At 67.1% G+C, this 14035-nt stretch carries 11 protein-coding genes; 8 read left to right on the forward strand and 3 right to left on the reverse strand.

The window, feature by feature from the left end; genetic code table 11:
* Positions 1 to 48: 48 nt before the first annotated feature.
* Complete coding sequence (locus ACO07Z_RS01700) at positions 49 to 3447, reverse strand: autotransporter domain-containing protein (protein ID WP_421697120.1); 3399 nt, start codon at positions 3445 to 3447, stop codon at positions 49 to 51.
* 524 nt (positions 3448 to 3971) lie between these two features.
* On the reverse strand, positions 3972 to 5039 hold the full coding sequence (locus tag ACO07Z_RS01705; protein ID WP_421697121.1) for a GlxA family transcriptional regulator: 1068 nt from the start codon (positions 5037 to 5039) through the stop codon (positions 3972 to 3974).
* Positions 5040 to 5289: 250 nt separating this feature from the next.
* Here ACO07Z_RS01705 and ACO07Z_RS01710 point away from each other — a divergent pair, with 250 nt between their 5' ends.
* From ACO07Z_RS01710 to ACO07Z_RS01745, 8 genes are all read left to right on the forward strand, one after another.
* The gene (locus ACO07Z_RS01710; protein WP_421697122.1) at positions 5290 to 6252 is read left to right on the forward strand and encodes a dihydrodipicolinate synthase family protein; all 963 of its coding nucleotides are present in this window, start codon (positions 5290 to 5292) and stop codon (positions 6250 to 6252) included.
* 8 nt (positions 6253 to 6260) lie between these two features.
* A complete protein-coding gene (locus tag ACO07Z_RS01715) occupies positions 6261 to 6557 on the forward strand; it encodes a UxaA family hydrolase (RefSeq protein WP_421697123.1) in 297 nt (98 codons plus the stop codon).
* Entirely contained in the window at positions 6550 to 7773 is a 1224-nt protein-coding gene (locus ACO07Z_RS01720) for a UxaA family hydrolase (RefSeq protein ID WP_421697124.1), read from the forward strand. The genes ACO07Z_RS01715 and ACO07Z_RS01720 overlap by 8 nt, the downstream gene beginning before the upstream one ends.
* A 50-nt stretch (positions 7774 to 7823) precedes the next feature.
* On the forward strand, positions 7824 to 8834 hold the full coding sequence (locus ACO07Z_RS01725; protein ID WP_421697125.1) for an ABC transporter substrate-binding protein: 1011 nt from the start codon (positions 7824 to 7826) through the stop codon (positions 8832 to 8834).
* A gap of 71 nt (positions 8835 to 8905) precedes the next feature.
* Complete coding sequence (locus ACO07Z_RS01730; protein WP_421697126.1) at positions 8906 to 9673, forward strand: ABC transporter ATP-binding protein; 768 nt, start codon at positions 8906 to 8908, stop codon at positions 9671 to 9673.
* The gene (locus tag ACO07Z_RS01735; protein WP_421697127.1) at positions 9654 to 10493 is read left to right on the forward strand and encodes an ABC transporter permease; all 840 of its coding nucleotides are present in this window, start codon (positions 9654 to 9656) and stop codon (positions 10491 to 10493) included. Before ACO07Z_RS01730 ends, ACO07Z_RS01735 begins: the two co-directional genes overlap by 20 nt.
* Before the next feature lie 24 nt (positions 10494 to 10517).
* The gene (locus ACO07Z_RS01740; RefSeq protein WP_421697128.1) at positions 10518 to 11570 is read left to right on the forward strand and encodes an Ldh family oxidoreductase; all 1053 of its coding nucleotides are present in this window, start codon (positions 10518 to 10520) and stop codon (positions 11568 to 11570) included.
* 28 nt (positions 11571 to 11598) lie between these two features.
* Positions 11599 to 13098: an aldehyde dehydrogenase gene (locus tag ACO07Z_RS01745; RefSeq protein ID WP_421697129.1), complete on the forward strand. Its 1500-nt coding sequence runs from the start codon at positions 11599 to 11601 to the stop codon at positions 13096 to 13098.
* A gap of 73 nt (positions 13099 to 13171) precedes the next feature.
* Here ACO07Z_RS01745 and ACO07Z_RS01750 read toward each other — a convergent pair whose 3' ends face one another.
* A complete protein-coding gene (locus ACO07Z_RS01750) occupies positions 13172 to 14008 on the reverse strand; it encodes a sulfite exporter TauE/SafE family protein (RefSeq protein WP_421697130.1) in 837 nt (278 codons plus the stop codon).
* Positions 14009 to 14035 lie beyond the last annotated feature (27 nt).

Consider the following 14035-nt stretch of genomic DNA (forward strand, 5'->3'; position numbering starts at 1 on the left):
GCCGGACGCTTGTCCCGGCCGGCGGAGGATGAAGCGGAAGGCCGTGCGTCAGAACTTGACGCTCAGCGTCCCCGTGAGGCCGTTGTCGCTCTGGCCGGAGCCGAACTGCCCGTCATAGCCGATGCTGATGGTAGCATGTTCCGTGGCGGCGAACTCGATCCGCGCGCCGAGCACCGCGACATTTTCCGCGATCGGCGCGCCGGCGACCGAGAACACATCGCCGCCGACGAAGGCGAGCGACGCGTCGGGCGTGATGTCGCCCGAGGCGTGCTGCCAGCCGACCGTTCCGTGCAGCGTGGCCTGCATGCCCCCGACGGTGAAGCGGGTGGAGGCGCGCAGCCCCAGCGTGGTGAAGAAGGTGGCGAGGCTGTCACTCTGCCCGCCCAGCGCGGTGACGCCGCCCTGCTCGGCGAAGGCGTCGTTGCTGAAGTGGACATAGGCGAGATTGACGAAGGGTTCGAACACCGCCGCGCCGTTCTCGAAGCGGTAGCCGAGTTCACCGAAGACCTGCGAGGTCGCGGCATCGTAATCGCCGATGAGCCGCTCGCTGATGGTCGGAATGTTGACCTGACGCAGGCTGTCGATGGTGTGCCAGGTATAGGCGGCGCCGAGGCGCACGCCGACCGGGCCTGCCTGCGTGCCGGCATAGAGACCGAGATGCACGTTGTCGCTGTCCGCGCTGGCGGCGAGGTCGTCGAGGCTCACCGAGGTCTGGCTGTAGCCGGCCAGCATGCCCACGCGCCAGTTGCCGGGGAGGCCGGCATCGAGGCCGCCGAGGACACCGCCGGTGTTGCTGGTGAGGCCGTCGGCGTTGCTGTCGCCATCGACGTTGTTCCAGCTGCCGAAGCCGCGCATCCACATGGCGACGCCCTTGGTGTCCGCCGCCACCGGGCGGGGCGCCTTGGTGTCGAGGCTGGCCACGGCCATGTCGGAGATCAGCGTCTCGCCCGCCGAGGCACGCAGCCGGTCATCCATCGCGTCGCGGACGAAGCGGCTGGTGCTGACCAGCACGCCGGCGGTGGAGGCATGCACCTCGCCGCCGATCTGGCTGAAGATGCCCCGCGCCGTCGCCGCGTCCTGCATGACGATGGCGTTGTAGAGCGCATTGCCATAGCCGAGGCTTTCCGCCCCGCGCGCCGCCGCCTGCTGGTTGCGTGTATAGCCCACCTTGTCGAAGGCGGTGTCGTTGCGCGCCATGGTGAGCCGGATGTCGGTCGCGCCATAGCTCAGCGTCGGGTCGAGAAAGGCGAGGTTGGAGGTCACGTCGGCGAATGCCCCCTCGATGCCGCCGGCCGAGGTGAGGATGGTGTAGGCGGTTTCGGGCAGGTAGTTGCCGCCGGCCGCGATGCCGATGACGCTGCCGCCTTCGATGGTGGTGGCACCAGTGACGGCGACGAGGTCGCTCTTGCCCTCGGCGTTCAGCTCCACCTGATAGAGGGAGCCGGCGGCGAAGCTCAGATTGCCCGCCACGTTAAGCGTCCCGATGGACTGGCCGGGGGCGAGCGTGCCGCCGGAAGCGACGCGCAGATGGCCGACCGTGCCGGTGCCGGCCAGGGCGGCGCCGTCGAACACGGTGGTGAGGGACGAGGTGGCGATCGACCCGTTGAGCACCAGCAGGCCCGCTTCGACCTTGGTCTCGCCGGTATAGGTGTTCTGGCCGAACAGGCCGAGCGCACCCTCGCCCAGCTTCGTCAGGCTGCCGGTGCCGGAAATCACCCGGCCGATCGCTACCGCATTGTCCGCCGCGGCGACCTCGATGCCGCCGCCGCCGGCTTCCAGCACGACGGCGCGGTCGAGCAGCGTCATGGCCGTGCCGGCAATGCGCAGCGTGCCGTTGTCGAGATGCAGGCTGGCCGCCGAGGTGCCGAGCGCGGCGTCCTCGTCGACGATGAGCGTGCCGCCATCGGTCACCAGCGTCTGGCCGATGAAGCTGTGATCGTCGATGCAGTAGTCGCGGATCGCCTGCTGGAAGCGCGGGTCGGTGCTCGTGCAGTCGAGCAGCGTCTTCTTTTCTTCCAGCGTCAGGCCGGTGAGGATCGGATTGCCGTTCTCATCGGAGATCTGCCCGAGATAGACATCGGTGCGCATATTGTTGCGCGTGAGGTAGAATTCCTTGTTCTTCTCCGCGAACACGGTGGCCTCGGAGCCCCAGACGAGGCGGGTCTTCTCCACGTCCTTGCTGTCGACCGTCTCGGTATAGGTCTCCAGCGCCGGGCCGATCCATTTCAGCGTATGGGCCACCGGCTCATGGTCGGCGAGCGGGGCGCTGCCGTCATTGATGAAGCCGACATCGTCAAGCACGCCGGTATAGGCGTCCTTGGGATCGTCGACGATGGTGTACCACTTGCCGAACGGACGGGAGACCATGAAATGGTCGATCGTCACGCGGTCCCAGCTGGTCCAGGTGTTGGTGGCATCCTCGCCGGCCGAGGGCCAGGTGGTGGTGCCGTCCTTCAGTTCGTGCGGGGCGAAAGGCTCGCGCTCCGCTGCGGTGGTGAGCAGCATGTACTGCTTCTTCAGCACGTTCATCGTCACCGGCGTGTTCGAGGCCACCGGATAGGTCTCGTCCTCGAAGGTGATGCCGTTCTGCGCCATGTCCTTGGCGATGATCTGTTCCCACTGGCGCCAGCTGAGCTGTGAGATGCTGGTCTTGCCGGGGAACTCGCTGCGGTTTGCGTCGAAATAGGCCTGGATCACGTTGCGGTAATGCACCGTGCCGTTGCCGTCCACCACCTGCATCGAGGCAGCATAGGCCTCATACTGGCTCGCCTTGCCTTCCGGGGTGTATTCCTTGGCCAGTTGCTTCCACAGCGCCGAGGACCCGCTGTCGACGATGGTGCGGGCGAAGAGATAGGATTGCTGGTCGGCATTGTGCAGGCCGCGCTCGGAAACGTCGCCGGCATTGAAGTCACCGACAAGGATGATCGGCGTGTCGGAGCCGGCGGCCCAGCTGTTCATGCCCTTGACCTCGTTGAGGCGGGCATTGGGCTCGTCGTAATAATTGAGATGCACCGAGCCGATGATGGTCTGCGGCACGCCGTTCTGCGCGTCGATCTTCTGATAGGCCACCGCGTCGCCAAGCGTGCTGGAGCCGAAGCTGCCGGACAGCCGGCTGAGCACGCTGACATCGCTGATCTGCGTGCCGGCATAGGTGCCGACGCCGGCATCACCGAGAATCTGCGTCAGGCCGGGGATGTACTTGGTATTGGTGCGCGATTCCTGCAGGGCGATGATGTCGTAATTGCCGTTGATGAAGAAATCCGAGGTAACGCCGAGATTGTTGGCGTATTGGTCGCCCCAGGTGTTCAGCGTCAGGATGCGGAGCGTTCCGTCCTCCGCCTGGGCGGCAACGGTGCCGAGCACCGTCATCGCCGCCCCGCACAGGAGGCGGGAGGTGAGTGTGGCGAGGCTGAAGTCACGTCGGTGGCGGGTTTTCCCAAGAGTCATCATGCAGTCCCCATGCGCCCGGAGTGCCGCGCCCGGCCCGGAAAGCGACACTGGCTCCCGGATTTCGGTCGGCGTTGATCGAGGACTGTCGATTTGGCAGATCAGTATGTCACTTAGATTACATTTATCGGCAGCCTGACGAGGTTGCGGTGCTTGGGAACCGTTGGGTGAGGCGCCCGGTGCCCTGTGTGGTTTTTTTGCCAACACTGGGGCCGCCGAGCCTGACGCGTCATTGGGTCTCATCGCTGGCAGGGACGAAAGAAGGCCTCCGTGCAAGAAGTTATCTATCTGATAAAATTACTTTTTTGAGGCGGGAGCACATCGCGCGCCTCAGTGGGCAGGCCGTGCCGGGGTGCTCCCCCGGCTCGCTCCCAGCACCCGCATCATTCCTCGCGGCGCCCGGCGATATGTCTGTAGTGCTTCCCATCAAAGCGGTGCGATGTCGGGTGTGTGCATCACTTCTGAGCGTTTCTGTAAAAAAATGTCGATAAAGCGACATTTTAGCCATTCGCGGCACCGCGCGGTCAGGCGCGGTCGGGTATCCGGGCGGGCGGTGTGATGGACAGGCGCCGCACTTCCGGACGGTAGGTCTGGTTCTGCTGCCGGCGCAGCGAGGTGCGGAAGTCGCGCGGCGTCATGCCGAATTGTGCGTGGAACGCGCGCGACAGAACGCTGGGATAGGAAAAGCCGCAGGCGGTGGCGACATCCTTGATGCCGAATTCCTCATAGAACAGCATGTTGCGGGCGGCCTGCAGGCGAATGCGCAGGTAAAGCCGCATCGGGGTCTCGTCGAAGGAGCGGCGGCACTCGCGCTGCACCGTCTTCGGCGACACCGCCAGGGTTTCCGCGATCTCGTCGAGCGGCAGGGGGAAATCGAGATTGCGCTCCATGAGCGCCACGATCCGGTCGGACAGGGCGGGGGCGACCGCGGCGGCCGGCGTGTCGTCGAGCCGCTGCGGGGTGGCGGCGGGGCGGGGCGCGTAGACCAGCGCATTGGCGACCTCGCTCGCCAGCGTCGGCGTCTTCAGCCGCCCGATGAGATCGAGCATCATGTCGAGCGTGGCGATGCCACCGGCACAGGTGAGGCGCTGGCCGTCGATCAGGTAGATCTGTCCGTTGACGCCGACCCCGGGGAAACGCTCGCGGAAGGCCGGCACCGCCTCCCAGTGCAGCACGACCTCGCGCTTGTCGATCAGCCCGGCCTGGGCGAGGGCGAAGGTGCCGGTGTCGACCGCGCCGATGGAGGCGCCGAACCGGGCTGCGGTGCGCAACTGGCTGAGCAGCTTCGAGGAATTGCGCTGCATCGGCAGATTGCCCTCGAAGACGAGGTAGAAATCGGCGGCCGGCATGGACTGCAGGCTGTCATCGGCCGACATCCATAGCCCGTTGCTGGCCCGCACCGGCGCCCCATCCTCGGAGACGAAGCGCCAGCGGAAAATCTCCCGTCCGCTGTTCTGGTTGGCGATGCGCAGCGCCTCGCTCGCCAGCACCAGCGCGTTCAGCGGGAATTCCGGCTGCAGGATGAAATTGAACGCGGGCACGCCGCCCTCGCGCAGGCCGGGGGAGGCAGTGGCAGGCGAGGGGGTGGGCATGGCAGGTCTCACCGACATCGGGACTGACCAGAAACATCAAAAATGAGACCAGATATGTCAACTCGTTCGGCGTTTTACCGGCACTATGAGGCCACGGAATGATCCGGGGAACCGCTGGCGGGCCCCTCGGCACCGGGATTTGTTGACACGACATTTGAGTGGGCACGCGACGCTTTCGTCCGTGAACGTCTCCGGCCGTCGGCCGTGGGCGTGGGATGACGCGTGGCTGCCGCGAGCCGGGAGTGGTGACGTGCAGACGGAAATTCTCAAGAAAAAGCTCGAAGGCTGCTATGTCACGGTGCCGACGCCGTTCCGCGACGAGGAAGGGTTTCCCGTCGACGAGGCCGCGCTGCGCACCTATGTGCGCTTCCTCATCGATGGCGGGCTGACCGCCGAGACGGCCGTGTTCCTCGCCGGCGGCGCGGCGGGCGATTTCTCCACCATGACCTTCGACGAGCGGGTGCGGGTGGCGGAGATCGTCGTCGACGAGGTCGGCGGCCGGGTGCCGGTGGCCATGGGCGCGCAGACCACGAGCACGCTCGAACTCATCCGCCTCGCCAAGGCCGCGCAGCGCATCGGCGCCGACTTCATCCAGGTCTCGTGCCCGTTCTACTTCAGCCACACCGAGGCGGATTTCGAGGCCTTCGTCCGCGCGGCGGCGGAAGCGGCGCCCGAAATCGGCATCATCATCTACAACACCTTCTGGAACACGACGAACATCTCGTTCCGGATGGTGGAGCGGCTGGCGGAGATCCCGAATGTCGTCGGCCTGAAATGGGCGACCCCGCGCACCGACGCGATGGAATTCGAGAGCGTGGCGGCGCATTTCTCCCACCGCTTCACCATCATCGACAACAATCTGTTCTTCGCCTTCAGCGCCATGCCCGCGCTCGGCGCCAAGGCGTTCGAGGTGCATCTGTGCAATTTCTGGCCCGAATGGGGGCTGAAGCTGGTGCGCGAGATCGGCGCCGGCCACTACACCGAAGTGGCGCGCATGCTCGTGGAAGAGGCGATGCCGTTCTACAAGCTCTGGGTCGAGATCGAGCGCGATTTCACCAGCGGCGACGGCTATCTCGACAAGCTGTGCATGGAACTCGTCGGCCTGCCCTCCAGCCGCTGCCGTCCGCCGACCCGCGACGTCCGCCCGCTCTACCGCGCGGCGGCGCTCGACATGATGCGCCGCATCGGCACCCCCAACCTCGTGGCCGGCTGAGAGGCACCATGGCGGGCGCGGCGAACCTCATCATCCTGGCCGCCGGTGACAATGTCGGCATCGCGCTGCGCGACATCCGCGCCGGCGAGCGGGCCGCGACGCTGACCGGCGTTTCGCTACAGGCGCTGGAAGACATCCCCCAAGGCCACAAGCTGGCGTTGGTCGACATCGCCGAGGGGCAGGACATTGTGCGGTTCGCCATGAAGGTGGCGGTCACCCGGGCGGCGATCGGGCAAGGGCGTCTCGTGCACATTCACAACGTCGCCAGCCGCTACCTCACCAATGACGAGGACCATTATGAGTAGCCTCGCCACCTCTGCCCCGCTTGCCGGCATGCGCGGATTTTTGCGCCAGGATGGCCGCAAGGGTATCCGCAACTATGTGCTGGTCGCCTATCTCGTGGAATGCGCCCACCATGTCGCGCGCCTGATCGCGGCGCCGTATCAGGCGGAGGGCGCGCAGCTGATCGGCTTTCCCGGCTGCTACCCCAGCGACTATGCCGAACGGGTGATGACCGCCCTCGCCACCCATCCCAATGTCGGCGCGGTGCTGCTGGTCTCGCTCGGCTGCGAGGAGTTCCAGCGCAGCCGTCTCAAGGCGGCGATCGCCGCCAGCGGACGGCCGGTCGAACTGCTGACCATCCAGGCCTGCGGCGGCACCGCCGGCACGGTGGCGCAGGGGCGGGCCTGGGTGAGCGAACAGCTCACCGCCCTCGCGGCCATGGAGAGCGTGCCGCTGGCGCTCAGCGATCTCGTCATCGGCAGCAAATGCGGCGGTTCCGATGGCCTGTCCGGCGTCACCATCAACCCGGCGGTCGGCCATGCCAGCGACCTGCTGGTCGATGCCGGCGCGACCGTGATGTTCGAGGAGACCTGCGAACTGATCGGCTGCGAGGAGCATATGGCCCGCCGCGCCACCACGCCGGGCCTCGCCGAGGCGTTGCGCGGCGCGGTGCGCAAGGCGGACGACTATTACACCGCGCTCGGCCATGGCAGCTTCGGCGGCGGCAACATCAAATACGGCCTGTCGACGCTGGAGGAAAAGTCGCTCGGCGCCTATGCCAAGAGCGGCTCGCGGCCGATCCGCGGTCTGCTGAAGCCGGGCGTGCGCCCGCCCGGGCCGGGCCTTTATCTCATGGACACGGTGAATGACGGGCCGGTGCGCTTCGGCATTCCCAACATCAACGACACCCAGACCATCACCGAGATGGTGGCGAGCGGCTGTCATCTCATCCTGTTCACGACCGGCGCCGGTTCGGTGGTCGGCCAGGCGGTGGCGCCGGTCATCAAGGGCGTGTCGAACTCGCGCACCTATGGCCGCATGCAAGGCGACATGGACGTCAATGGCGGCACCATCGCCGATGGCGTGGAGACGGTGGAGGAGGTCGGCCGCCATCTGGTGGACGCCGTCATCGCCGCGGCTTCGGGCGCGCCGACCAAGTCCGAAGCGCTCGGGCACCAGGAATTCGTTCTGTCCTACAAGACTTACGAAGCGCTCGGTCCCGGCTGCCTGCCGGTCTGAGCGACCCCAGTATCGCACAAGCAATAACCAGAGCGGGGATCGCAATGATCATGTCTGCAACACTCGGAAAGCGACTTGCCGGCGCGGCGCTTCTTGCCGTCAGCCTGTTCGGTGCCGGTCAGGCCAAGGCCCTCGACGATGTGAGGCTTCGGCTCAACTGGATGTGGTACGGTTCGCACGCGGCCTTCGCCCTCGGCAAGGACCGCGGCTATTTCAGGGATGCCGGGATCAATCTCGACATCCGCTCCGGCAACGGCTCGGGTTCGGCGCACCGGCTGGTGGCCAATGGCGACAGCACCTTCTCCTATGGCTCCTGCGCCGGGCTGGTGAACCTCGCCTCCAAGGGCGCGCCGCTGATCTCCGTCGCGGTCATCGACGCGATGGGCACGGAAGCCATCATCGTGCGCCCGGATGCCGGCGTCTCCAAGATCGCCGACCTCAAGGGCAAGAAGCTGCTCACCACCTCCAATGCCGGCGTCAACACCTTCTTCCCGCTGGTGCTGAAGAATGCCGGCCTTGCCGAAGGCGATGTCGGCATCATCAACGTGCCGGATGGCGCGCTGGTGTCGAGCTATCTGCAGGGCGCGGGTGGCACGGTCGGCATGCTCGGCGGCCTTGACGACAAGCCGGCCGAGATCAAGGCGGCCGGCGGGGCGCAGCCCATCACCTTTCCCTATTCCGAATTCGGGGTGAATCAGGTCGGCTATTGCATCGTGACGTCGCGGGAAACGGTGGCGAAGAACCCGGATCTGGTGCGGCGCTTCCTCGCCGCGACGGTGAAGTCCTACAAGGCGGCGGAGGCCGACCCGCAGGCGGCGGTCAACGCGATGGGCGACATCGTCGGCGGCACCATGAACGAGGAAGCCGGAAAGAAGCAGGCGGCGGAGGTGCAGAAGGTCACGCTCGACGTGCTCTACTCCAAGGCCAACACCGGCAAAGTGCTCGGCATGAACGTTCCGGCCGACTGGAACGACATGATCGCGCTGATGAAGACGTATAACGGCCTTGAGACCAAAGAGCCGGCGAGCTTCTTCTACACCAACGATTTCCTGCCGAAATAGAGCCTTCCGACCCCGCGCGGGCGGGGAAAACCTCTCCGCCCGTTCCGTATCTCAGGGAGTGCAGACGCGTCATGGGAGCAACGATCGACATCCGGTCGCTGACAAAGACGTTCGGCGTCGGTCCGGCGGCGGTGCACGCCTTCGGACCGGTCGACCTGACCATCGAATCCGGCAGCTTCGTCTCGCTGCTCGGCCCGTCGGGCTGCGGCAAGTCCACCCTCATGCTGATGATCGCCGGCCTGCTGGACGCGAGCCGGGGCGAGATCTTCTTCGACGACCGCAAGGTCGAGGGGCCGCGCACCGATATCGGCATCATGTTTCAGGACAACACGCTGGTGCCCTGGCGCACGGTGGAGGGCAATGTCGCCCTGCAGCTCGAACTGCGCGGGCTCGACCCGCGCGACTATGCCGACCGCATCCGCGACCTGCTGCGTTCGGTGAAGCTGGACGGTTTCCAGCGCCGCCATCCCTATGAGCTTTCCGGCGGCATGCAGCAGCGCGCGGCCTTCTGCCAGGCGCTGGTGCACGAGCCGGACACGCTGCTGTTCGACGAGCCGCTGGGCAAGCTCGACGCCATGACGCGCGAAAGCATCCGCACCGACCTGCAGACGCTGTGGATGCAGAAACGGCCGACGGTGGTGTTCGTCACCCATTCCATCGAGGAGGCGGTGCAGCTTTCCTCCACCGTCTGCGTGGTGACGCCGCGGCCGGGAAGGATCGAGCGCCGCATCGACATCGACCTGCCCTGGCCGCGCAACCTCGAAGTGAAGGCGAGCGCCCGGTTCACCCAGTATGTCCGCGAGATTCAGGGGATCTTCCATGACTATGGTGTCCTCTAGCATGCCGCCCGAACCCGGCCTCGCCGCACGCCTCGCCACGCGGGCTGCCGCCCGGCTTGCCCTGGCGCTGCGCGCCTCCTGGCCGTTCGCCGCCTTCTTCATCGGCTTCTTCCTGGTGTGGGAATATTCCGTGGTGATCTTCAAGATCCCCGGCTACATCCTGCCCACACCCTCGCAGATCGCCGCCAATGGCTGGGCGGATATTCCCCGGCTGCTGGACTACACGCTGATCACCGGCGCGGAGAGCCTGATCGGCTACGCGCTCGCCATCTGCGTCGGCGTGCCGGTGGGGCTTGCCATCGCCTTCTGGAAGCCGCTGCAGCGCACCGTCTACCCGTTCCTCGTCAGCCTGGAGATGGTGCCGAAGATCGCTTTCGCGCCGCTGTTCATCGCCTGGCTCGGCTTCGGCCTGCTGCCCAAGGTCGTGATCGTGGTGCTGGTGTGCTTCTTCCCCGTCGCGCTGAATTCGATCCACGCCTTCGGGTCGCTGTCCGACGAGCTCACCCGCTTCTGCCGTTCCACCGGCGCCGGGGCGCTGCGCACCTTCTGGAAGGTGCGGCTGCCCGCCGCCCTGCCGCAGTGCTTCGTCGGCTTCAAATATGCCGCGCTGAACGCGACGGTGGGCGCCACGATTGCCGAGTTCATGGGCTCCGACCAGGGCCTCGGCTTCTACATCCAGATCGCGACCGGCAACATGCGGCCCGATCTCGCCTTTGCCGGCATCTTCTTCCTCACCTTGCTCGGCCTCGCCTTGTTCGGCGCGGTTTCGCTGGCGGAGAAGCTGCTGATCCCCTGGCACATCACGCTGCGCCGCCACTGAGCGCAGTCTCCCGAAGGGCCTTTCATGACGCCGCGTTTCGCGTATCGCGACCTTCTCTCCCTTGCCGAGGCGGTGCTGGTGCAGGCCAGCCTGCCCGCCGAGCCGGCCGCCTCGGTGGCGTTCGGGCTGGTGGAGGCGGACCTCCTCGGCCACACCACGCACGGGCTGGCGCTGCTCGCCGATTATGTCGAGGAACTCGACAACGGAACCATGGAGCGCGCGGGCCGGCCGGCGGTGATTGCCGATCAGGCCGCCGTCGCGACCTGGGACGCCCGGCGGCTGCCCGGCATCTGGACCACACGTCTGGCGGTTGAGGAAGCCGTGCGCCGCGCCGGCCTTTACGGCCTCGGCGCCATCGCGCTGCGGCGCAGCCACCACATCGCCTGCCTCGCGGCTTTTCTGGAGGCGCCGGCGCGCGCGGGAATGCTCACCCTCGTCTATTCCTCCGACCCCAGCGACGCCCATGTGGCGCCGTTCGGCGGGCTGACCCCGGTGATGACGCCAAACCCCATCGCCGCCGGCATTCCCGCCGAGCCCGATCCGATCCTCATCGACGTGTCGACCTCGATCACCACAGCCGCCATGTGCGGGCGGGTGCGGTCCGCCGGCGGGCGCCTCAACGGCGCGTGGCTCAAGGACAGCGACGGCAACGCCACCGACGACCCTGTCGCGCTCAAAGAGGGCGGCTCGATCCTGCCGATCGGCGGGCTGGACCATGGCCATAAGGGCTATGGCCTGTCGCTCATGGTGGAGGCGATGACGCAGGGCCTCAGTGGCTATGGCCGCGCCGACGCGCCGCGCGACTGGGGCGCCAGCGTGCTGGTGCTGGCCCTCTCGCCGGCGGCGTTTGGCGGGCTCGACGGCTTCACCCGCCAGACCGGCTGGCTTGCCGACGCCTGCCGCGCCTCCCGTGTGCTGGAGGGCGCGCCGCGCGTGCGCCTGCCCGGCGAGGCCGGCCTCGCCCGCAAGCGGCGGGCGCTCGACGAGGGCGTCGCGCTGCATGATGGCATCGCCGACGCCCTCGCCGGGCTGGCCGCGCGCTTCCGCCTGCCCGCCCTCGTTCCGCTTGCCGCCTGACCGCCCCCATCCCCCGGAGACCCGCCCGATGAGCGCCTATAAATCCGCTGAGCAGTACCGCACGATCGCCGGACGCCTCACCCTTCCCGGCCACGCCTTCATCGACGGCGACTGGACGGCGGCGGCCTCGGGCAAGGTGTTCGAGAATGTCGACCCAGCCACCGGGGCGCTGCTCGGCACGGTCGCGGCCTGCGACGGGGCGGATGTGGACCGTGCGGTCGCCTCGGCGCGCCGTGTGTTCGAGGCCGGCGACTGGTCGCGCGCCGCGCCGGAGGCACGCAAGGCGGTGCTGCTGAAGCTCGCCGATCTCGTGCGCGCCAATGCCGAGGAACTGGCGGTGCTGGAGAGCGTCGACAGCGGCAAGACCATCAAGGACTGCTTGAACGAGATCAGCCACGAGGTGCCGACCTTTTTCCAGTGGTATGGCGAACTCGCCGACAAAGCGTTCGGCAAGGTGGCGCCGACCGCCGAGAAGGTGGTGGCGATGATCGTCAAGGAGCCGATCGGTGTCGTCGGCCTCGTCCTGCCCTGGAACTTCCCGCTGCTGATGGCGGCGTGGAAGCTGGCGCCGGCGCTGGCGGTCGGCTGCTCGGCGGTGCTGAAGCCGGCCGAGCAGACCCCGCTCTCCGCGCTGCGCCTCGCGGAGCTCGCCATTGAGGCCGGCCTACCGCCCGGCGTGCTGAACGTGGTGCCCGGCTTCGGCGAAACCGCCGGGCAGGCCATTGGCCGCCACAACGACATCGACGCGGTGTCCTTCACCGGCTCCACCGAGGTCGGCGCCTATTTCCTGAAATATGCCAGCGAAAGCAATCTGAAGCCCGTCGGGCTGGAAATGGGCGGCAAGAGCCCGATGATCGTGCTCGACGATGCCGACATCGACGACACGCTGGTCTCCTCGGCCATCAATGCCGCGTTCTGGAATGGCGGGCAGAACTGCTCGGCCAATATGCGCCAGATCGTCGACCGCCGGGTGAAGGACGCCTTTCTCGATCGCGTGCTGGAAAAGACGCGGGCGCTGGTGGTCGGTGACCCGCTCGACCCGGCGACCGATCTCGGCTCCATGGTCAGCACCGAGCACAAGGAGCGGGTGCTCTCTTACATCGAGATCGGCAAGGCGGAGGGCGCGCAGACCCTTGCCGGCGGCGGCGCCAGCGAGGGGCTTGCCGGCGCCTTCGTCGATCCCACGGTGTTCGACAATGTCGACCCGGGCATGCGGATCGCCCGCGAGGAAATCTTCGGCCCGGTGCTCGGCGTGATCCCGGTCGATGGCGTGGACGAGGCGCTCACCATTGCCCGCGACACCGATTACGGCCTGCACGCCACCGTTTTCACCCGCGACATCGACAAGGCCTTCCACCTCGCCAAGCGCCTGCCGTGCGGAACGGTGGCGATCAACGGCTTCAGCGAAGGCAATGTGACCACCCCCTTCGGCGGCTATAAGCGCTCCGGTTCCATGGCGCGCGACAATGGCACCGAGGCCATCGACCAGTATCTGCAGACCAAGACGATCTGGCTGTCGCTGAAGTGAGGGGAGGGGTCCTGTCCTTTAGTCGGGGCAAAGGAAGCGGTGAGGCCGGCCCGCCCGGGAACGCCGGGCGGCGTCACCGCGCGACCAGCGCCACCACGAAGCGCAGCCCGACGATGAGCAGATAGAGGCCGAACCCGACCTCCAGCTGGCGCTTGGTGAAGCCATGCGCCAGCCGCGCCCCCAGCGGCGCCGCCAGCGTGGCGATGCCGCCCACCAGCACCAGCCCCGGCAGCGAGACATAGCCGAGCGAGAAGGGCGGCAGATCGTCGAGATGCGGCATACCGCTGATGATGTAGCCGAGCGTGCCCGGCACCGCGATCAGCGCCCCGAGCCCGGCCGAGGTGGCGATGGCGGTGTGGATCGGCACCCGGTAGAGGGTCAGCACCACGGTGGCGATGCCGCCGCCGGAAATGCCGATCAGCGGCGCCGACGCGCCTATGCCGAAGCCATAGAGCGTCATCGGCAGGCGGCCCGGCAGCGTCTCCGCCAGCACCCAGTGATCCCGGCCGAACAGCAGCTTCGACGACATCAGCGCCGCGAACAGCACGAAGGCGATCTTCAGCACCACATCCGGCGACACTGCCGCCAGCGCGGTGCCCGCGACCACGCCGGCGATCAGCGGGGCCGCCCATTGCCGCATGATGGAATTGTCGATCTTGGTGCGGCGCCGATGCGCGAAATAGGAGCGCAGCGCGGTCGGCACGATGATGGCGAGCGCGGTGCCGACCGAAAGATGCATGCGCTCGGAATCGTCGACCCCCACCGCGCCGAACACCTCGTACAGCACCGGCACGACGATGGCGCCGCCGCCAATGCCGAAAAGGCCGGCGAGAATGCCGGTGGCCAGCCCCGCCACCAGCAGCACGCCGGACAGCCACACCAGATGTTCGAGAGGAATCGCCTGTACCATCACGCCACCACGTCACGCCGTCGCATC

The sequence above is a fragment of the Ancylobacter sp. genome, assembly GCF_965229075.1.
Taxonomy (GTDB): Bacteria; Pseudomonadota; Alphaproteobacteria; order Rhizobiales; family Xanthobacteraceae; genus Ancylobacter.

Bases quoted from the DNA above. Each gene is read 5' to 3' on its own strand.
- ACO07Z_RS01735 (WP_421697127.1), top strand. From the start codon at position 9,654: ATGACTATGGTGTCCTCTAGCATGCCGCCCGAACCCGGCCTCGCCGCA.
- ACO07Z_RS01730 (WP_421697126.1), top strand. From the start codon at position 8,906: ATGGGAGCAACGATCGACATCCGGTCGCTGACAAAGACGTTCGGCGTC.
- ACO07Z_RS01740 (WP_421697128.1), top strand. From the start codon at position 10,518: ATGACGCCGCGTTTCGCGTATCGCGACCTTCTCTCCCTTGCCGAGGCG.
- ACO07Z_RS01720 (WP_421697124.1), top strand. From the start codon at position 6,550: ATGAGTAGCCTCGCCACCTCTGCCCCGCTTGCCGGCATGCGCGGATTT.
- ACO07Z_RS01700 (WP_421697120.1), bottom strand. From the start codon at position 3,447: ATGACTCTTGGGAAAACCCGCCACCGACGTGACTTCAGCCTCGCCACA.
- ACO07Z_RS01725 (WP_421697125.1), top strand. From the start codon at position 7,824: ATGTCTGCAACACTCGGAAAGCGACTTGCCGGCGCGGCGCTTCTTGCC.
- ACO07Z_RS01705 (WP_421697121.1), bottom strand. From the start codon at position 5,039: ATGCCCACCCCCTCGCCTGCCACTGCCTCCCCCGGCCTGCGCGAGGGC.
- ACO07Z_RS01745 (WP_421697129.1), top strand. From the start codon at position 11,599: ATGAGCGCCTATAAATCCGCTGAGCAGTACCGCACGATCGCCGGACGC.
- ACO07Z_RS01750 (WP_421697130.1), bottom strand. From the start codon at position 14,008: ATGGTACAGGCGATTCCTCTCGAACATCTGGTGTGGCTGTCCGGCGTG.
- ACO07Z_RS01715 (WP_421697123.1), top strand. From the start codon at position 6,261: ATGGCGGGCGCGGCGAACCTCATCATCCTGGCCGCCGGTGACAATGTC.